Genomic DNA, 18,811 nt, shown 5'->3' with positions numbered 1-18,811 from the left:
CCATCGTGGTGGTCGTTGTCGGCGGTTTCGTGGTGGTGGTCGTCGGCGTGGTGGTCGTCGTGGTGGCCTGCGTCGTGGTGGTCGTGGCCGGCGTCGTCGTGGTGGTCGTCGGCGGCGTGGTGGTCGTCGTGGTCGGTGGTGTCGTCGTGGTCGAACTGCTCGTCGTGGTCGTCGTCGGCGGTTTGGTCGTCGTGGTGGTGGTCGTGGACGTCGGCACGGGCGATTCATTCGCCTCCACGACACTCGACGGGAATCCGAACGGCGCGTCGGGATCCCCGCCCATCACATAAGCCGCGCCGCCCGTGGATGCCGCGGCGGGAAATTCACGCGCCTGCTGAACCGCCTGATTGGCCCACGTCCACGAGTTTGAACCGGGCGAATAGACGTAGGTGTTGTTGAAGAATCCGACGCCCGAATTGCCGTGGGAATACACGAGGTATCCGTCCACCGCGACGCCGGAGCCGCCGTGCCAGTAGGTCGGCATGTTCGCCTTGGCCGACCACGTGCCCGTGACCGGATCGAAGACGTCAAGCGCGTTCAACTCGATTTCGCTCGTCGTCAATCCGCCAAAAACATAGAGCTTGTTGTTGATGACGCCGCTGCCGTGGAACTTGCGCGGAAAGTCCATCGACGCAATGGAGGTCCACGTGTCGCCGTCGAGGTCGTAGCGGTAGCAGTCGGACTTCGCATTGTCGCTCGAATCCGCGCCGCCGCACATATAGGCGTAGTCGCCGATAAGGTCGTACGAATAGCCGTAGCGGGCGACGGGCGCCGGGTCGGCCGAATTCGGAAGCCACCAGTTCAGAAGCGTGTCGTAAATATACTGGTCATCGATCACGCCGCCGTTTGTCATGCCGCCGGGGATGAAAAGCTGAAGTCCCCAGAACACGCCCTTGGCAAATGCGAGGCCGCCCGCGGGCGCCTGCGGCTTTGAAACCCACGTGTTTGTGTTCGCGTTGTACATCTCGTGATCGCGGAGAAATGCGCCGGCGGTATTGGTGCCGCCGAAAACCCAAATGCGATAGCTGCCGTCCGTCGCGACGCCCGGTTCAAAGCGCGCGGTGGTCATGGCCTGCTTCTGCACCCAGGCGGCCGACGCCGTCGCCGCCGTCAGCGCGACGGCCAATAACGCGATCAAGCTTTTTCGCACGGAAAACTCCCTCGCCCCGGCCGGGAAGACCAGCAATACATTAAGGCCGACTCGATACCATGAAGGGCGCGCGGATTCAAGATTCGGCGCTTGATTCCACGGCCGCTCCCGACGCGCCCGAAAGCGCGAAATCGGCAAGCCCAAGCTCGAGGGCGCGCGCCAGACGTTCGGCGGCGGCCGGCAGGGCGAAACGGATCGCCTCGCCCGCGTGCGTCATGTAGTGCGTCTCGATCAGGACGGCCGGCATCCGCGCGGGATAAACCATCTTGTGATCCGTCCGTTCGCGCACGTACACCGGAAGCGAATCGTGCGTGAGCGCGTATTCGGGCGATCGCTCGCCACGCGGCCCGGTGAAGCGCGGACCCATCGTGCGATCCGGAAAAAAGCCCGCGGCGAAAAGACGCGCCGCGATCGCCTCGGCAAGCGCGCGGCTTGCGTCGATTTTCTGCGCGGCGTACCAGATCACGCCGAATCCCTCGCGCGGATACACGTGCCCGTTCGCGTGCAGGCTGATGTAGATATCCGCGCCGGCGTCGTTGGCCATCCGGGGGCGGTCGGAGTTGGGGAGATTTTCGTCGCGATCGCGCGTCAGTTCGACGCGCCAGTGCCCGCCTTCCTCGAGATGCCGTTTGACCGCGCGCGCAAGGCGAAGGTTGCGCCTTTTTTCGCGCGCGAACCAGAACGAGATCGCGCCCTGATTGTCGCCGCCGTGGCCGGGATCGATGACCAGAAGCCGCGTGCCGAAATCAGGGGGGTATTCCGGCGCGGGCGGCATCGGCCGGCGATAGTCCGGTGCGATCGAAATGCCGGTTACGCCGGCGCAAAACGCAAGCGCGACGATGAGCGCGCCGCTCGCACGGGCAGTCGGACGGGGGAGACGGAGCATGGGCGGGGACAACATAAGGAATAGGCCGCGGGACGGGAAGGATGTGCGAACGCGGAATTGCGAATTGCGAATGCCGTCGCAAGGTCACGTTTTCTGCGCGAGCCGCGACGGCATTCCGCACTCCCGATTCGACATTCGCAATTCGTGCTGTATGCTCCCGCGCATGGGCGTCGGACATCATCACGATCACGGGCATCGCCACGAGCGCGGACACGATCACGGCCACGATCACAAGCACCATCACGGGCACGGCCACGGGCACGAACATGGGCACGGGCACACGCATTCCGGTTTTTTTGTCGTGCATCGGCCGGGCGAGCTTTCCGGGGAGATCCCCGAACATCGCCCGAAGGAAAAGCGCCGGCTGAAGATCGCCATCGCGGTCACGACGACGGCGATGGTCGTGGAGGTCATCGGCGGCGTCATCACGGGCAGCCTCGCGCTGATTTCCGACGCGGGCCATATGCTGACGCACTCCTTCGCGCTTGTCGTCAGCGTGCTCGCGATGTATCTGGCCGCGCGGCCGACGAAAAAGGAGCGCGCATTCGGGCTCTACCGCACGGAGGTGCTCGCCGCGCTGTTCAACGCGGTGACGCTCGTCGTCATCACCGGCTTCATCGCGGTCGAGGCCTGGGAGCGCCTGATGGCGCCGCAGCCGATCCTCGCCTGGCAGATGTTCGGTGTCGCGGTCTTCGGCCTTATCGTCAATGTCGCGACCGCGCTCATCCTGATGGGCGCGGGGCACGGCGACATCAACTTCCGCAGCGCGTTTTTGCACATGGTCGGCGACACGATGTCTTCGGTCGTGATCGTCATCGGCGCGGTTGTCATCCGCTACACGGGCTGGGTGTGGATCGACCCGGTGCTGTCGGTGATGATCTGCGGCGTGATTCTCTACTGGGCGTATGGCCTGACGCGCGACTCGGTGGGCATCCTCATGGAGACGGCGCCGAAGGGGCTTGCGGTCGAGGCGGTCGAACACGGCATCAAGGAGCGCTTCCCCGACATCGCGAAGGTGACGGACGTGCATATCTGGGTCATCACCTCGGGCCTGAACGCCATGACCGCGTGTCTGGCCGTTCCCGCGGATATGGATCTCGCGGCACAGAAAGCGCTGTCTCACGAGGTGCGTCACTTCGTGCTCGACGAATTCGACATCGGCCACGCGGTGTTCGAGTACGTGGGGACGAAACCTCTATAGCGCGCATCCCGGCAGGAAAATCGGGCTGCGTGGTTCAATCCCCCCTTGCCATCGGCCCCGCGCGCGATATGATGAATTAATAGAAAAGCAGATCCGTTCGGAAGCCATCGGGGCGGCCCACAGAAAAGTTGCCGGCGCGAGACGCATCGCCGCCGCCGCCGAATTTTTGCCCCGCGGAGCCGAGCCGGATGATGGCACGAACGCCCCAGTTCGCTGATAACGCCGCCAGCCTTGCCGCCTTGGCCGACTTCATCAACGTCGTCTGCAGCGCGTCGGTGAATATCCACCGCTATCCGACAAACTCCACCATCGTCTCCAATGCGCTCAGCCGCGCGGAGGCGCTTTTGGGCGGGCTGCTTTTAAACCTGCCGTCCGTCACGCTGACCGAAAACGAGCGATACCTTCAGGCCAACGAGGAGGTGCTGCCGCAACGCGTGCAGTTCCGCCCGCAAACGCGCACCTTCCTGGCCATGATGCACACGCGCAATATCCATTCGATCACGTTCCATCAGGGCGTGACGCGCGACGAGCTGGCGTCGATGTTCCGGATCCTCGGCGCTATGCCGGAAGAGTTGCACGCGGGGGGAATTTCGATCGAGGAGCGCATCGCCGCCGAGGGCATCCGCCACATCGCCGTGGACGAGGTGTTTTTCGTGCGCGTCACGCGAAGCGGCGCCCTGGGCGCGCACCACGCCGAGCACGCCGACGAGCCGCCCAAAAGCGATCCGATGATCGCCGTCGCCAAGGCGCGCGACGGGCGATTCCTCGACGCGTTCATGACGCGCGTGCTTCGGACCGGCCCGTGGGACGCCGCCGGCGCCGACCAGGAATTGCGCGAGGCGATCGGCTTGCGCGATTTGCGCGGGCAGGACCAGATCGATTTCGAGGACGTGGGCGCGACGCTGGCCACCTCGCTCAATCGGTGGCTGGGCCTCGATCGCGTGGACCTGGCGAGGGCCGGCGGCAACGCCAAGGCGCTTGACCTGGCCGAGCGCATGTCGGCGGCGCCGGTACGGCGGTTAACCCGCATTTTCGCCGAGATGTTCCGCGAGGCTGCCGCCGAACGCGATATTCCCACGCGCCGGCGTCACGTTCGCGCGCTCGACGGCCTTGTCGGCGGGATGCACCCGTTTGTCATCGCCAATTTCTTCGCGGAGTCTCTCGACGCGGCGCCCGAACGGCCGGTCAAACGGCACGTCCTCAAGCACATCTCGACGTTCAAGAAAGGCGGCGCGCTCGACGCCTGGTCGCGCGAGGCTCATCGCCTGCTGGACGGCCTGAATCCCGACGATTTCGCCTTCGATCGCTCCCGCATGCTCGAGATCGAGGCGACCCTCATCCTGATGAAGGCCTTCGCGGAACCCGGCGAAAAGCGCGAGCTGGGCCTGCAACTGCAGTTGGCCGCCGGCAACATCCACCTGCTGTCCATCACGGAAACGGAAGCGGATTTCCTCGCGCTGAAGGTCAAGCGCCTCATGGCGCGGCCGGCCGCCGATTTCGCGAACGAGGATTTCCTCGACCACTTCGCCAACATGGCCGCGCATCTGATCGCGCACGCGGACGGCGCCAAACCCATGCGCGTCATCCTCAATCACGTCGGCGCCAACCTGTCGACGCAGGACGAAATCGTCCGCGCCGCGGCGCTCGAGGGCATGCGCCGCATGGCGATCGAACTGGCCGCGCTCGGCGGCGCAATGGCCGCGGCGGAAGCCGCGTCGATCGTCGCGCGCGCGGTCGCGCATGCGCACGATCGGGAATTTTCCACGATCGCCGCGGCGCAACTGGGCAAGGACTTACGGCTGCTGATCGAGGAAGGCCGGCTGGAAGCGGCGGTGCGCATTTTTGGCGCGATCGACTCCCAGCGCGACGCGGGTACGCCCGAGGGGCGTGAGCTTCTCGACGGCATCTTCGACGGCCTCGCGCGCGACACCCATACATTGCAGCTTGTCATCGAGCGCTGGACGATCGGCACCGAACAGGAATCCGAGGCGTCAGCGCATCTTTTGGCGCGCTTCGATCAGGAGCTGGTGCTGCCGCACCTGTTGGCGGTGCTCAAGGATTCCGACGAGCGGCGCGTGCGCAAACGATGCACGATGTACGTGACGCAGCTCGGCGACGCGGCCGTCTCGCGCCTCGTCGAGGAGTTGCGCCCGGAAAATCCCTGGTATTACAACCGCAATCTCATCAGCATCCTTGGCGACATCGGCCGCCCGAGCGTGGCGACCGCGGTGCTTCCCTACCTGGACGATCCCAACGAGGCCGTCGCGCGCGCGGCGGTTCAGGCGCTGGCGCACATCGGCGGCGAAGGCCCCGGCCGCGAACTGCTGGAGCGCCTGGGGGACCAACCGCCGTCGCTTCAGCGCGTCATCCTCGCGCAGATCGGCAAGGATCGCCTGCTCTTTGCCGTTCCGAAGCTCGTCGATTTCCTGCGCACGACGGCGGTGAGTGACGAAAATCTGGACCTCGTCTGCGCCGTCGTGAAAACGCTGGGACAGATCGGCGACCGCGCGGCGGGGCACGTCATCGCGCCGCTTTTGAAGAAAAAAGGCCTGTTTGCGCGGCCGAACGACGAGCTTGTCGTCGCCGCGCTGATCGCGCTTGGACGGATCTGCGAGAACCAGTACGCCGACGACATTCGCGCGTACCTGAACCACAGCAATCCGACAATCGCCCAGTCCGCCAAATTCGCGCTCGACCGACTACGCGGCGAGCCGGAGATGAGAAGTGCGGAGTAGTGTCGGGGCGATAAAAGAGAAAAGAGGAAAGAAGCCGGCGACAGATCGTTTGTCGGTGCCCCCGACGATGAGCGTGTCGGCGGCACGTGGCGAACAAGGAAAAATGGCGGCCCGTCGGCGGTACCGCCATTTCCGTTTTCGATCAAGTTCGCGCAACGTTTGCGACGAATTCTCTTTTCTCTTTCCTCTTTTCTCTTTCCTCAGCGAACATCCCTGACCGCCGCGAGCGCCGCTTCGAAATTCGGCTGTTCGCCGACCTTCGGGAGCACCTCCTTGTAGCGAACAATGCCTTCCTTATCGACGACGAAAACGGCGCGGGCGAGCTGGCGTGTTTCTTCCATCAGCACGCCCCACGCGAGGCCGAAGTTGACGTCACGGTGATCGGAGAGCGTGTCGATGTTGTCGACGCCCGCCGCGCCGCACCAGCGCTTTTGCGTGAAGGGCTGATCGACGCTGATGGCCACGATGCGCACGTCATCGCCCAGATCCTTCGCGGCTTCGGCGAAGTGCTTCAGTTCCGCGTCGCACACGCCGGTGTCCACGGACAGAAACGGCGCGACGACAAGCGTCTTGCCCTTGTAGTCCGAGAGCTTCACGGTTTGCAGGCTCGTGTTGACGAGCGTCGCGTCCGGCGCCGCATCGCCGACGTTGATCGCGTTGCCGACGAGCGTCACGTCGTTTTGCCCAAGCTTCACCGTCCCGACTTTGTTGGCCATAAAAAAACCTCCTCGTTCTTTCGATGCCATGGAAAAAAATTCGCGCGTTGCGGAGTCATCGTGCTACGGCGCGGCGGCGGAGGTCAAACGGTGCGTCCACGGGAACGTGTGCGATCTCACGCCTAGCCATAGCCGCAAGCGCCCCAAAGCGACGCGGATTATTTGTTGGAGCTCGCGCCCTTCGCGCCCGGCTTTCGTCTTTGCGGATTTCCTTTCGTCTCCACCGTCCTTTCCAGAATATGTTGGATGCGTTGACATCGCGTACCGCGCAGGTCCAGTATTGGAGTTTATTTTAGAGCAAAGAGAGGTTTTAAATTGCCCCGCCTGAACTTTCCGGACGCCCGCCGTTTACTCGGACGAGCGATCCTCGCGACACTGTGCCTGGCGCTTGTTGCCTACCTTTCCCTGCGTTTGTATAACCACCTCAGCCTCCAGTCCGTCGTCGATGTCGTTTTGAAGGAGAATCCCGCCTCGCACGCCCGCGTCGGCGCGCATTTCGAGCGGATGATCGACTTCGATACCGTCTGTTTCGACGTCCGCGGCGTGCCGAGCCTGGCCGAAGGCCCGGCGTTGCTCGAAGTTTTCTACCAGTTCGCGTCCGAGCTGAAAGACCGGGAGTTCGCCGCCGTGAAGCTCTCCTATCGCGGGCGGTTGCTTTTGACCTTGCCCGGCGAGACTTTCGCGCGCATCGGCCAGATGTACGGTCACACCGACATGGCGAGCCTGAATCAGGAGGTCGTGCGCGAGGCCCGCTTGCCCGGCGGCAATCTTCTGCGCAACATCGACCGTCGTGTCCTTGCCCAGATCATGGCGGCCCTCGGAAAGACGAACGCGCCCCTTACGGGGTGACGGCCCCGCCCTTTTGCGCGGCGCCCCGGCGGCGCGGATGGCCGCCGTTCTGTTGGCGCTCGCCCTTTTTGCCTCGGCGTGTCGCGACGAACGCGACCCGGGCGCCGCGGTCATCGCGCTCGAGGGCCAGCCCGTCACGCTCGATCCGCGCTTCGCAATCGACGCCTATTCCACCCGGATCCTTCCGCTTCTGTACGACCGGGTGATCGACATCGGACCCGACGGCGCGCCGGCGCCCGCGCTCGCCACGAGCTGGGAGTCGCCCGACGGCGGCGCGACATGGCGCTTTTCGATCCGCGAGGGTGTCGTTTTTTCCGACGGCACGCCCCTATCCGCCTCGGATATCGCCGCGAATCTCAACTGGCTGCGCGATCCGGATAACGGCGCGCCCGCGCAGGCGAGTCTTGCCGACATCGCGTCGGTCGACGCGCCGGACGAGACGACGCTCGTTGTCGCGCTTTCGCGGCCGTTTTCGCCGTTTTTGATGAGCATGGCGCGTGCGGTCATCCCCGAGGAGCGCCTGGCGGACCCGGCGTTCGCCGAACACCCCGTCGGCAGCGGGGCGTACGTGCTCGAATCCATGCGCCCGGGGCGCGATCTGACGCTGGCCGCCAACCCGAATTACCACGGCCCGGCGCCGTCCATCGCCCGCCTTCGCTTCGAGGTGCTTCCGCACGAGACGACGCGCATGCTGAAGCTGATGAAAGGCGAGGCCGATCTGCTGCAAAACTGCACGCCGCCGTACGCGCTCGAGTTCCTCTCGAGCGATCCGGGGGTCGTCACCGAGCGTTCGCCGGGCATCAACTACGCGTATATCGGCTTCAACCTCGACGACCCGCGCGGCATCGCAAGCAAGCGCGGCGTGCGCCGGGCGATCGCGCACGCGATCGACCGGGAGGCGATCGTCGAAACGCTGCTGGACGGCCAGGCGCGGCCGGCGAACGCGCTGCTTTCGCCGGAGCACTGGGCCTACGCGGCGAATGCGCGCGACTACGATTACGATCCCGCGCTCGCGATGCGCCTTCTGGACGAGGCCGGCTTTCCCGATCCCGACGGCGCAGGCCCGCTCCCGCGATTCGAACTATCGTTCAAAACAAGCACCGACCGCCTGCGAAACCGCATCGCCGACGCGATCGCGGATCAGCTCGCGCAAGTCGGCATCGCGGTCGAAAAGCGCTCCTACGAGTGGGGCGTGTTCTTCGCGGACATCCGCAAGGGGAATTTTCAGACGTACAGTCTCTCGTGGGTCGGCGTGATCGATCCGGATCACCTGTACTACGTCTTTCATTCCGAATCGTTGCCGCCCGCGGGCGCCAATCGCGGGCGCGTTCGCCTGCCGGCGGTGGACCGGCTGCTTACCGCCGCGCGCCGCACGGCCCCGGCGTCCGAGCGCGCCGCCCTTTATACCCGCGCGCAGGAAATCCTCGCCGACGAGGCGGTGTACGTCAGCCTGTGGTGGGCCGACAACGTCATCGCGCGGCGCGAGCGTCTCGTCGGCTTCGAGGCGCTGCCCGGCGGCGAATACACCTCGCTTGCGACGGCGCGCCTGGCGGAAGCGCCGTGACGCGTATCGCCGTCCGGTGTCTGAAATGGGGCTTCGCGATCGCGGGCGTGGCGCTGGCTCTTTTCGTTTACAAGAACCTCGTGGACGCCTCGGATGTCGAGATCCGCCGCATCGAGGTCGGCGGGTCCGTCGGCGCCGCGCTTGACGGCACGACGGCCCTCGTTCTTTCCGACATCCATGTCCGCGGTCAATACGCGCGCGAGAATCGCGTGATCCGGACTATCGAGCGCGAGCGCCCGGACTTCGTTCTCATCGCGGGCGATCTGCGCCCCTACGGCGGGCCGGCCGAGCCGTCGATCGAATTTTTTGAGCGCATTCGCGTTCCGGGAGGTGCGTTTGCGGTGCTCGGCGACGCCGAATATCGCAAGGACACGCGAAGCTGCATCTATTGCCACAAGCCCGGCGCTTGGGAGGTGCGCGACGATCTGCCCGTGCGCGTTCTGCGCGATCAGGTGGTGACGTTGCGCGGGCCGCGCGGCGCCGCCGATCTGTGGGCGTCAGACGTGACATCGCACCCGGACGATCTGTCGTGGATAAAAGCGACGCCCGAGGGACGGCCGGTCATCGCCCTGACGCACTTCCCCGAAAGCGCGGTCGAGTTCGCGGCGGCGGGCGCGGACCTGGTTTTGTCCGGCGATACGCACGGCGGGCAGGCGTTGGCGCCGCACCTGATCCATCGCCTGCTTATCGGCAGCGAACGGGCGCGTTATCTTTACGGGCCATATCGCGTCGGCGACGCCGACCTCTACGTCTCAAAGGGTCTTGGATGGACGCACCTGCCGATCCGGATCGGCGTCAGACCGGAAATCGTGATTCTGGAATTTACCGCGAGCGCGCCGCCGTGGCCGGACCGTGCGCCGGGGACGCCGTGAGCGACCGCGAAACCCGCGTCACGACGATGACGCCAAACGTACCCGCGCGCCGCGATCCGCCGGAGTTTCCACGCTTCTGGCGCATCCTGGGCCGCATTCATCGGATGGAGCGCTTGCGACGCGGCCGTCGCGAGGCCGTGTTGGCCGAGCGCGACCGCAACCTGCGTGTGCTGCTGCGCTTTGCCCTCAAGCGCTGCCCTTTTTACGCCGATCGCGCGAATGTGCGCGATCCGGATAATCCTCGTCTTTCGGAGTTTGCTGCCTGCACGAAGACGCGGATGATGGAATCGTTCGACGGCGTCATTACCGATCCGTCGGTGCGCCATGAGGATGTCCTCGAGTTCACGTCGGACCCGCATCGCGTGGGCGACCTGCTTCGCGGGCGCTACGTCGTCGCGCACACCTCCGGCTCCACGGGCCTTCGCGGCGTGTTCTGCTACGACGCGTTCGCGTGGGAGACCGCGCTCGCGCTCTCGTTCGCCATCGGCTACACGCCGTCGTTCGGCTGGGCGTGGCCGCGCGTTTTGGCCGCGCCGCTTGCGCCGCTGCGCGCGGCGATGGTCATCCCGACGCACGGGCATTTCGCGAGCGTGCTGATGCCGCGGATCGCGCCGCCGGGTTTCGCGCGCATCGTGGACGTTCGCGTCGTGGAGATCACCGATCCGATCGACCGCATCGCCGCCGGGATCCAGGCGATCAAGCCGTTCGCGATCCACGCCTATCCGACGATGCTCGAGGAGCTCGCGCGCCGCGCCGAAGCCGGCGCGTTTCGCGCGAAACCGCGCATCGTGACGGGGGCGGGCGAGCCGTTCGCGGCCTCCGCCCGCGCGGCGATCGGGCGCGCGTGGCCGAAGGCGAACATCATCGACGTGTACGCCTGCACGGAGGCGATCGGCATCTCCGCGACCTGCCCGGAGGGCCGCCACCACTTGAACGAGGACTGGATCGTCATCGAAAGCGTGGACGCCGACGGCGAGCCCGTGCCGCCGGGCGTGCGCGGCGAGCGCATCTTCCTGACGTGCCTGTACAACTTCCTGCAACCGATCATTCGCTACGAGATCTCCGACGCGGTGACGATCGACGAGACGCCGTGCCCGTGCGGCTCGCCGCTCGCGACAATCGACATCGGCGGGCGCTCGAATCATACGCTTCGCCTCGCGGGGCGCGCGGGCGGCAAGGTGACGATCCTGCCGACGCCGCTTTTGACCGCGTTCATGGAGGTACCCGGCCTGCGCCAGTATCAGATCGTCGAGGAATCGCCGGCGCGGCTGCGCATGCGTTACGTGACCGAGACCGGCCACGACCCGGTCGCGGTGCGATCGGACATGGACCGCGTGTTGATGGAATATCTAGGACGGCACGGCGTGACGCCGGACATGGAGCGCACTTTCGAAACCGCCGCCGAAATCGAGCGCGATCCGCTGACGCACAAGGTGACGCAGGTCGTGAACCTCGCCGCCCGGGAGCGTGCGTGAGCGATCCCGGCCGCGTGCTTGCCGTCGATCCCGGCACGGTGCGTCACGGCGTGGCGGTCTCGGACGCGCTGCGCATGCTGGCGCATCCGCTTGTCGTGCTGCCCGCGAAAGACGAGGCGACCGACGCGGCGGCGATCGCGGATCTGGCGCGGCGCGAGGAGGCGGTGGCGATCCTGATCGGCCTGCCGCTGCACATGGACGGTCGCGAAAGCCCCGGCTCGACGCGCGCGCGTTCGCTCGCCGAAAAAATCGCCGCGCAATTCGACGGTCCCGTGGAGCTTGTCGACGAGCGGCTCACGACCTCCGTGGCGCATGCGCTGATGGCCGAGCGAAAGATCAGGCGCGACAAGCGCAAACGGCTCGCCGACCTCATGGCCGCGGTGAACATCCTGCAGGACTGGCTCGACCGCGAGGCCGGATCGTGACAGTGCCGAAAGGCTCACGCGCGGCGCCCGGGCGAAAGACGCCGATGCGCTTCGGCGGCACCAGAATGTTGGTGGCGGGCGGCGTCCGCCGGCGGCGCTTTTATCGCGTCTTCGCGATTCTCGCCGTGCTTGCGATTATCGCAGGCATCGCCGTTTTCGCCGTCACCGAGGCGTGGTTCGGAGCCACCGATCCCGGCCCGCCGGCGGCGATCGTCATCGAACCCGGCACACCGCTATCGGCGATCGCGCGACGGCTGGAAGACGAGGGACTCATTCCGTCCGCGCGCGTTTTCATGGGGCTCGCCAAGGCGCGCGGACTCGCGGCCAAGGTGCGCGCGGGCGAGTTCGCCGTGCCGCGCGGCGTGCGTCCGGACGAGGTGCTGAACGCGCTCGTTTTCGGCCCCGAAATCCAGCATCGGCTCGTCGTGCCCGAGGGGACCGCGATGCGCCGTATCGCCGCGATGATCGTCGAAAGCGGCATCGACACGCGCCCGGTCGTCGAAACGCTGATTTCGAGCGCCGAATTCGCGCGTTCGCTTGGCGTGCCCGCCGCGCGGCTCGAGGGCTATTTGTTCCCCGACACGTACCACTACGTGCGCGGCGAGGGCGCCAAGACGATCCTGACCCGCATGGTCGAGCGTTTTTTCGAGGTGTACGACGATCCGATGCGCGCGCGTCAAAACGCGCGCGGGCGCACGATGCACGAGATCGTCACGCTCGCCAGCATCGTGGAAAAGGAGACCGGCGTGCCGCACGAGCGCGCGCTGATCGCGGGCGTGTTTTCGAATCGCCTGGCGCGCGGCATGCGCCTGCAAAGCGATCCGACGGTGATCTACGCGCTCGGCGAAAAATACGCGGGCGACCTCAACCGCCGCAACATGCTCGTGGACTCGCCCTACAACACGTACGTGCGCGCGGGTTTGCCGCCCGGCCCGATCGCCAGCCCGGGCCGCGACGCGCTTTTGGCCGCGCTCTGGCCCGCGGATACGAACGCGGTCTACTTCGTTTCGCGCAACGATGGTACGCACGTTTTCAACGCCGACTATCGCGAACACGTCAACGCGGTGAACAGGTATCAGAGGGGGCGATAGGGCGGATGACGCCGTCAGTGCCGCAAACGGAGCGCAGCGGAGTGCGCGGTCGGCCTCGCGCCGGGATGAACGCGGCTATTGCCGGTGCGGTATCGACCGCGCACTTCGTCGTCCCGCCCGGCGCGGGGCGACTTCGTTTGCGGCTCTGACGTCGAAACGATATTGCGTGCCCTACGGCAACGCCTCGATGTCGATCGGCAGGCACCAGGCGGGCGCGGTGACCGGGTTGCAGCGCGAGGGCGTGCCGTCGGGGATCTCGATGTAATAATCCCCCCAGCGTTCGGTCGGCTGGATGAAATCCGTGCTGATGAAATTCGCGCCCGAGTCGAGCGCGAACGTGAACGACGTGTAGTCCTCGTTGCGCGCGTCGTCGCAGCACGAGGCCGCGCGCGTGCGGACGATAAAACCGTCGGCGACGGCGGCCTGGATGTCGTCGAAATCGCCCTCGGCGCTGTTCATCACCATCACGCCCGCCCAGTCGTTGCCCGGGCGCGAGTCCGTGAACATCAGCGCGCCTTCGAGATTCGGATAGTCCGCGAGGTAGCTCGTGCGGAAATCGCCCGAATCGTGCGCGTGGAAGATCACGCGCCCGCGCGTTTGCCCGAGCGTCGGCCAGCCGTCGGCGAGAATCGCCTCGCGTAATGTCGCGTGCGTTCCACGCACCTCGTCCGGCGTGATGATCCGCTCGATTGGAAATACGGTAAGAACCTCGTCTTCAATTTCCGGCCCGTGGCCCGGCCAGGGGCTGAGAAAGTCGATGTCGTCCTTCGGCTCCAGGAAAACGAGAAGCGGGTGATGCCCCGGGTGCGCGTCCGACCAGCCCTTGATCGTCGTGAGGCAGTCGATGAGCGTGTCGCACGTCGTAAGGGGATCGATGACCGGCACGTGAAACACGCGGATGCCCTGCCCCTGGTTGTAGTGGATGTCGAGTTCGAATTGACGCACGCCGATGTCGAGTTGCTCATCGAGAGGGGCGTCGGTGTAGAGGTAGTCGGGCCAGGGGAAAAACGGCGGCTCGATGTGATAGCTGTTGTGCGTTCCCAGGGCCTGCACGTCGTTGATCGTTAATTCGTCGTCGTTCGGATATTCGACGCTGTCGTCATCAAAGGTGTCGTCGTCAAAGGTGTCGTCATCGGACGCGTCGTCGTCGCCGGCATCATCGTCGCTCGTGTCGTCGTCATCGAGGTCATCGTCATCGAGGTCGTCGTCATCGAGGTCATCATCGTCGTCGGCATCGTCATCGTCGGCATCGTCGTCCACGGACGAGTCGTCGTCTCCGCCGGGCGCGGCGCCATCGTCGTCATCATCGCCACCGCAGGCGCACCCGGCCGTCGAAACCGCAAACGCCATCAGCGCCACGAAAAAAACAAGAGCCCGCGCTTTGATTCGCATGTCACCGTCCCGCCATGTGGTTGCCGCATTTCTAGCATGACATGGCCGGTGCGATGAACAGATCCGCGAGCGTGAGCGAGCGGTTTCCCCGCCCGAACGGCGGCAAGCCGGAAGAGCCGATGAGCGTTTGATGGGCGCAGCCTCTTTTCTATTTTCTCGTTCCTGTTTCCCTCCGCGACGGCGCGTCCATCGCGCAGCGGAAGCCGTCGTCCGAATTCCCCGTCGGCGGGATGCGCGGGTGGTGGTGCAATCCCGCGCGCGAGAGCCCGTATTCCTGAAACCAGAAACATCCCGGCCGTTCGAGCATCGATTCCTGTACGTTGCGCAGTTCCGGCGTGTCGCGCGCCGACCCGCCCGCGAGCATGATGTGCAGGTCGCCGAAGCACGATTCGTCCCACGGCGTCGAAAGCATCTCCGAGACGTTGCCGACCATGTCGCAGACGGCGTATCCGCCCGGCTCGTCGCCTGGCGCCGGATGCCCGCAAACGCGCACGCAACACGCCCCCGTCGGCGCGACGTCGTCGACGTTTGCCTGTCCGACCCGGCAACGGCGATCTTCCCATTCATTGCCCCAGGGATAGGCGTACGGATCCGGACCGGAGTAGGCAAGCTGCCACTCGGCCAAGGTCGGCAGGCGCTTTCCCGCGCGCTCGCACGCCTGCATGGCCACCGCGTGCGGCACGGTCGTCCACGGCATGACGCCCGCGCGCGACGCGGCGGCGGGTGTTTGGTCGCCGTACGACCAGGAACCGGGCGACGAGGCGGTCGCGTCCGGTTGTGACGCCTCGTAGCGGTCGATGCAGAAATCGCCGACCGTCGTTTCCTCATACGCGACGCCGTCCCAGCGCTCGCCTTCGAACATCACCGTGACCGGGCCGCCCGGCACAAACGCCATGCCCCCCGGGCAGCGATCGTCAACCAACTCCACGCATTCCGGCGCGCGTTTGGGAAGCGAGGGCCGCGGTTGACGAGTCGGCGCGGGGAAGTCGGACAAATCCGGCGGCGCAATGCCTCGCGCGCGATAGGCCACAAGAAGCGCGGCGCCGGTAACGGCGGCCAAGGCGGCAAGCATCAGGGCTTTGAGGATTGGCCGGCGAACGCGCGCGTCGCGTATCGGGGATCGGCGATCCGGGTGCTGCCTTGTCAGTCGCCGACGCCGGGCGCGCCGACGTTCACGACGAACAGGAAGTCCGCGGCGGCTTCGAAGCGTGCGAAGTCGTCCGCGTCGTCATCATCGGCGTCCGTGTCGTCATCGTCGCCGGTGTCATCATCGTCGGCGTCCGTATCGTCGTCGTCACTGGTGTCGTCATCGTCGGCGGCGTCGTCATCGTCGTCGTCACCGGTGTCGTCATCGCCGCCGGTGTCGTCATCGTCGGCGTCGTCGTCGAGATCATCATCCGCCTCGCCGCCCGGCGGCTCTTGCCCATCGGGGTAAACGTACGCGAGCACGCGGAAGTTCAGGATCGCCGGCACGGTCTCGACCATCGGCACGTTGATATGGAACGTCCGCCGGTTCGAGTCCTGCACGAAATCGAGCGGCGTGAAACCGTCGCGCGAGGCGTCCGGATTTCGCAAATACACGCGGACGTCGATCGCGCGGTCCTGCCCGTCGGCGGCAAACGACGCCAGGCGGTCGATCTGCAAGACCGCGTCGACGCGCGAACCCACGGGGCCGCGCTGCTTGACGTAATCCATGAATCCGATGAGGTCATCGGCGCCAAATTCGAACAGATCGTCGCGCACGACGAGAAGCGGAACGCGAATGACGCTGCTTCCGTCGTCCTCGTCCTCATTTCCCTGCGCGCAACCGAACGCCGCGGCCACGAACGCAAGCGCGAACAGCGCCGCGCAGCCGGCCAAGGCGCGGCGCGCGGACTTCGATCGACCGGTCGGCGAGCGCAAAATGCAGGTGGTGAGCATCGGCGATTCCTTACCGGCCCGCGTGCCGGCTGTCAAGGCGCGCCGCGAAAAGACCGAAAATTGAACCCTTTGTTCCGTGCATCCCGTCCCGGCCGGATGATCCTCGTCGTCGTGGACCGGAACGCCGAACGCCCGGGAAACGACGCTCCCGCGCGGGGCGGGGATTGGCGGCGATATTCGCGTTTTCACTCCGCGCCTGTCATGACGATAGACCCAATGGCCATCAAATGGTCTTCGCCTGCGTCAGGTTGAGCGCGTCGAAGACCGGCGCTGCTCCGCCGTGCGGCGAACGCCGCGCCGTCAGTGCCGCAAGTCCCGAGCGACAGCCGAGGGAAGGCGCGCCGGCGCCGGAGTGCGCGGTCGACATCGCCCCGGCAAAATCTCGTCGCGCCGCCCGTGCGATTCCTCGCGATGTCCGAGCCGCAAACGCGCCCTTGCGCGCGCCGAAGGAATCGTGGGAAAGTCTGGCTTCGCAAACTCGCTCAATAGGGTGTACGGTAAATGCTATTGCACGCTGGCTGCAAACCGCTCCGGGCTCAAACCGCTCCGGGGTCAAACCGCTCCGGGGCCAAACCGCTCCGGGGGCGACGGGCGTGCTAACGGGATGACGGGTCAGGCACGCCGAAGCGGAGACGCCCTTGTAAGGTCCGGGAGGCAGGTTTATGAAGCACGTCGCAAACGAACGACAAAGACAACCCGCCACAGCTTGGTCTCGTCATTCATTTCGGACAACAATTGTACGAATGAAGAGGAGAAACAGGTGACCGCCCCCGTTTTTCTGCTCTCCTCCGAATGTTAACTGAAAGATGGAGTCGACATGCCGGGTAAAGCGACATTGAAAAAAGTCAGAGTAAGGCTCCCTTTTATGGATGCCGAATGGGTGGCGGATGACACTGAAGAAATCGCTCTGAGAAATCTAGTCGATCAGATCCGCACTAGAAGGGCATTTCATTTGAATCGCGGTTATGCTGAGGAAGAACCCGAATTTTTTCTTAAATCAATTCTTGAGGCTCGAACAGAGACCCGAGATTTAATGAAACGTCTTCCACTGAAGGCAGTAAACTCTCGTTTGATTTTCATGGAAGTAATGAATCGTCTGGCTGACGTTCTTGATGCGTGGCGGGAAGGAAATGAGCGGTCAAGATTTGATCTTGAAAGATACGGACCGCCGATGCGAATGGTACGAATAATGGAAAGTTCGTGGATAAAGGTCGAAAAAATCCGAATTGAGTTGGATGAGATCGTTAGAAGCATTGAGGCAAATATCGGGATTTCTAAATGAAAAACAAGTATATTCAAATATTTTGTCGTCAAGTGCGATCCCGTTCTGAGGAGAGCCGGCACGCGTTAGAACTAGTCCATAGAGAAAGCTTAATCTCTAATTCTATTTCTATTCTTAGAATGGAATTAGATTTGAGGGTAATGGTAATTTACTTGCTTTATCTCGACGATCAAGAGTGCCGAGATCATCTTGTTTCCTTGTCGGTCGAAGGAAATAAAGTAAATAAAGGGGGCAGCCACCTATTTTGAAAATATTTAATGTTTGACGGTTACCGATAAATCTATATTTCACCCTATTCAACGGCGTGCGCGACGACTGCAAGCCGCTGGGCGGCGCGCCGTGTGCGACCCGGGCGCCGGTTGGCGGAATGAGTTGAAAGCGAAAAGCGCGGCAAATACTCACTTCTCACTCCTCACTTCTCACTTCTCTCCCCTCACTTCTACGATTTTCGCGACGATCGGCAGATGATCCGACGCCTCGATGATGCGCTCGTTCGTGACGGCGCGAATCTCGGCGATGCGCGCCGGTGGCGCGGCGAGGATGCGGTCGAGCGAAAAGATCGGCCGGTGCGCGGGATACGTCTTGAACATCGGCGACGGGCCGAAGGAGCGCTCGATCAACCGGTTGTTGCGGCTGCGGCGCAGCCACTCGTTGAGATCGCCGAGCACCACCGTCGGCACGCCCTCGTCGTGGATCGCGATATCGACGAGCAGGCGCATCTGCGCCCAACGCTCCCACGAACGCAGGCCGAAGTGCGTCAATAGAAAACGCCAGTGCGTGCCGCGCACATCGATGTCGGCGCACAAAATGCCGCGCGGCTCGCGCCGCCATCGGCTGATATCGATGTGACGCACCGATAAAACGGGATGCCGCGTCAGGAGGCCGTTACCGTAATCGCCCTCGTCGGAAAACAGCGTCGGCCCGGGAATCGCCGTCATCTCGAGCCGCTCGGCAAGGTAGTTGAGCTGCTGGCTCGGAGGCTGGATCGGCTGGCGGTTTTCGACCTCCTGCAGGCCGACGACCTCGGCGCCCAGATCGCGGATCGCCTCGGCCACGCGGCGCGGATCCTTGCGTCCGTCGCGCCCCACGCAGCGATGCACGTTGTACGTCGCGACGACGATCCCGGAAGCGGCGCCGGGATCAGACACCGCGGGACGCCTTCGCCGCAGCGCGCCGCAACAGCAGGTGCCGCGCGGCCAGCGCCGCGCCGACGACCGCCGCGGAGATGACCGCCAGAATCGCGACACTCCGGG

Annotated in this window: 16 protein-coding genes; 9 read left to right on the top strand and 7 right to left on the bottom strand. The window is 64.7% G+C overall.

The genetic code is table 11. The annotated features are described in order from the left end of the window. Both K8I61_01375 and K8I61_01370 read right to left on the bottom strand, forming a co-directional pair. The coding region (locus tag K8I61_01375) for a hypothetical protein (GenBank protein ID MBZ0270659.1) at positions 1 to 1,150 on the bottom strand (1,150 nt) is incomplete at its 3' end. A gap of 76 nt (positions 1,151 to 1,226) precedes the next feature. Then, positions 1,227 to 2,036 carry an N-acetylmuramoyl-L-alanine amidase gene (locus tag K8I61_01370; GenBank protein ID MBZ0270658.1) on the bottom strand — a complete coding sequence of 270 codons (810 nt, stop codon included), beginning with the start codon at positions 2,034 to 2,036 and terminating at the stop codon, positions 1,227 to 1,229. A 151-nt stretch (positions 2,037 to 2,187) separates the two neighbouring features. Between K8I61_01370 and K8I61_01365 the strand changes: the two genes are divergently transcribed. Together K8I61_01365 and K8I61_01360 are read left to right on the top strand one after the other, a co-directional pair. Continuing rightward, positions 2,188 to 3,237 carry a cation diffusion facilitator family transporter gene (locus K8I61_01365; GenBank protein MBZ0270657.1) on the top strand — a complete coding sequence of 350 codons (1,050 nt, stop codon included), beginning with the start codon at positions 2,188 to 2,190 and terminating at the stop codon, positions 3,235 to 3,237. 188 nt (positions 3,238 to 3,425) lie between these two features. Then, positions 3,426 to 5,972: a HEAT repeat domain-containing protein gene (locus tag K8I61_01360; GenBank protein ID MBZ0270656.1), complete on the top strand. Its 2,547-nt coding sequence runs from the start codon at positions 3,426 to 3,428 to the stop codon at positions 5,970 to 5,972. Positions 5,973 to 6,172: 200 nt separating this feature from the next. Here the strand turns inward: K8I61_01360 and tpx are convergent, their stop codons facing one another. Then, positions 6,173 to 6,688 carry a thiol peroxidase gene (gene tpx / locus K8I61_01355; GenBank protein MBZ0270655.1) on the bottom strand — a complete coding sequence of 172 codons (516 nt, stop codon included), beginning with the start codon at positions 6,686 to 6,688 and terminating at the stop codon, positions 6,173 to 6,175. A 315-nt stretch (positions 6,689 to 7,003) separates the two neighbouring features. On the opposite strand from tpx, the gene K8I61_01350 reads away from it, so the two are divergent. From K8I61_01350 to mltG, 6 genes are read left to right on the top strand one after another with little or no spacing between them, the layout of a single operon-like run. After that, a complete protein-coding gene (locus tag K8I61_01350; protein MBZ0270654.1) occupies positions 7,004 to 7,537 on the top strand; it encodes a hypothetical protein in 534 nt (177 codons plus the stop codon). A gap of 37 nt (positions 7,538 to 7,574) precedes the next feature. After that, on the top strand, positions 7,575 to 9,101 hold the full coding sequence (locus tag K8I61_01345; GenBank protein ID MBZ0270653.1) for an ABC transporter substrate-binding protein: 1,527 nt from the start codon (positions 7,575 to 7,577) through the stop codon (positions 9,099 to 9,101). Further along, entirely contained in the window at positions 9,098 to 9,973 is an 876-nt protein-coding gene (locus K8I61_01340) for a metallophosphoesterase (protein ID MBZ0270652.1), read from the top strand. The genes K8I61_01345 and K8I61_01340 overlap by 4 nt, the downstream gene beginning before the upstream one ends. Next, entirely contained in the window at positions 9,970 to 11,448 is a 1,479-nt protein-coding gene (locus K8I61_01335; GenBank protein ID MBZ0270651.1) for a hypothetical protein, read from the top strand. The genes K8I61_01340 and K8I61_01335 overlap by 4 nt, the downstream gene beginning before the upstream one ends. Continuing rightward, positions 11,445 to 11,873 carry a Holliday junction resolvase RuvX gene (gene ruvX, locus K8I61_01330; protein ID MBZ0270650.1) on the top strand — a complete coding sequence of 143 codons (429 nt, stop codon included), beginning with the start codon at positions 11,445 to 11,447 and terminating at the stop codon, positions 11,871 to 11,873. Before K8I61_01335 ends, ruvX begins: the two co-directional genes overlap by 4 nt. After that, a complete protein-coding gene (gene mltG, locus K8I61_01325) occupies positions 11,870 to 12,964 on the top strand; it encodes an endolytic transglycosylase MltG (protein ID MBZ0270649.1) in 1,095 nt (364 codons plus the stop codon). The genes ruvX and mltG overlap by 4 nt, the downstream gene beginning before the upstream one ends. A gap of 171 nt (positions 12,965 to 13,135) precedes the next feature. Here mltG and K8I61_01320 read toward each other — a convergent pair whose 3' ends face one another. From K8I61_01320 to K8I61_01310, 3 genes are all read right to left on the bottom strand, one after another. Beyond that, positions 13,136 to 14,356, bottom strand: coding sequence for a phosphatidylinositol-specific phospholipase C1-like protein (locus tag K8I61_01320; GenBank protein MBZ0270648.1), 1,221 nt, complete (start codon positions 14,354 to 14,356; stop codon positions 13,136 to 13,138). Positions 14,357 to 14,504: 148 nt separating this feature from the next. Then, positions 14,505 to 15,428, bottom strand: coding sequence for a formylglycine-generating enzyme family protein (locus K8I61_01315; protein ID MBZ0270647.1), 924 nt, complete (start codon positions 15,426 to 15,428; stop codon positions 14,505 to 14,507). Between the two features lie 71 nt (positions 15,429 to 15,499). Continuing rightward, a complete protein-coding gene (locus K8I61_01310; protein ID MBZ0270646.1) occupies positions 15,500 to 16,276 on the bottom strand; it encodes a hypothetical protein in 777 nt (258 codons plus the stop codon). Positions 16,277 to 17,093: 817 nt separating this feature from the next. Between K8I61_01310 and K8I61_01305 the strand changes: the two genes are divergently transcribed. Next, positions 17,094 to 17,558: a hypothetical protein gene (locus K8I61_01305; protein ID MBZ0270645.1), complete on the top strand. Its 465-nt coding sequence runs from the start codon at positions 17,094 to 17,096 to the stop codon at positions 17,556 to 17,558. A gap of 419 nt (positions 17,559 to 17,977) precedes the next feature. On the opposite strand, the gene K8I61_01300 is transcribed toward K8I61_01305, so the two are convergent. After that, positions 17,978 to 18,706, bottom strand: coding sequence for an endonuclease/exonuclease/phosphatase family protein (locus tag K8I61_01300; protein MBZ0270644.1), 729 nt, complete (start codon positions 18,704 to 18,706; stop codon positions 17,978 to 17,980). Positions 18,707 to 18,811: the final 105 nt, after the last annotated feature.

The sequence above is a fragment of the bacterium genome, assembly GCA_019912885.1.
In the GTDB taxonomy this organism is placed as follows: Bacteria; Lernaellota; Lernaellaia; order JACKCT01; family JACKCT01; genus JAIOHV01.
Note: the sequence above shows the minus strand (reverse complement) of the source record. Positions and strands in the feature narration are given on the sequence as shown.

Excerpts from the sequence above, each read along its gene's own strand:
- K8I61_01370 (MBZ0270658.1), bottom strand. The coding sequence starts at position 2,036 with ATGCTCCGTCTCCCCCGTCCGACTGCCCGTGCGAGCGGCGCGCTCATC.
- tpx (MBZ0270655.1), bottom strand. The coding sequence starts at position 6,688 with ATGGCCAACAAAGTCGGGACGGTGAAGCTTGGGCAAAACGACGTGACG.
- K8I61_01315 (MBZ0270647.1), bottom strand. The coding sequence starts at position 15,428 with ATGCTTGCCGCCTTGGCCGCCGTTACCGGCGCCGCGCTTCTTGTGGCC.
- K8I61_01360 (MBZ0270656.1), top strand. The coding sequence starts at position 3,426 with ATGATGGCACGAACGCCCCAGTTCGCTGATAACGCCGCCAGCCTTGCC.
- K8I61_01320 (MBZ0270648.1), bottom strand. The coding sequence starts at position 14,356 with ATGCGAATCAAAGCGCGGGCTCTTGTTTTTTTCGTGGCGCTGATGGCG.
- K8I61_01365 (MBZ0270657.1), top strand. The coding sequence starts at position 2,188 with ATGCTCCCGCGCATGGGCGTCGGACATCATCACGATCACGGGCATCGC.
- K8I61_01310 (MBZ0270646.1), bottom strand. The coding sequence starts at position 16,276 with ATGCTCACCACCTGCATTTTGCGCTCGCCGACCGGTCGATCGAAGTCC.
- K8I61_01305 (MBZ0270645.1), top strand. The coding sequence starts at position 17,094 with ATGCCGGGTAAAGCGACATTGAAAAAAGTCAGAGTAAGGCTCCCTTTT.
- K8I61_01345 (MBZ0270653.1), top strand. The coding sequence starts at position 7,575 with ATGGCCGCCGTTCTGTTGGCGCTCGCCCTTTTTGCCTCGGCGTGTCGC.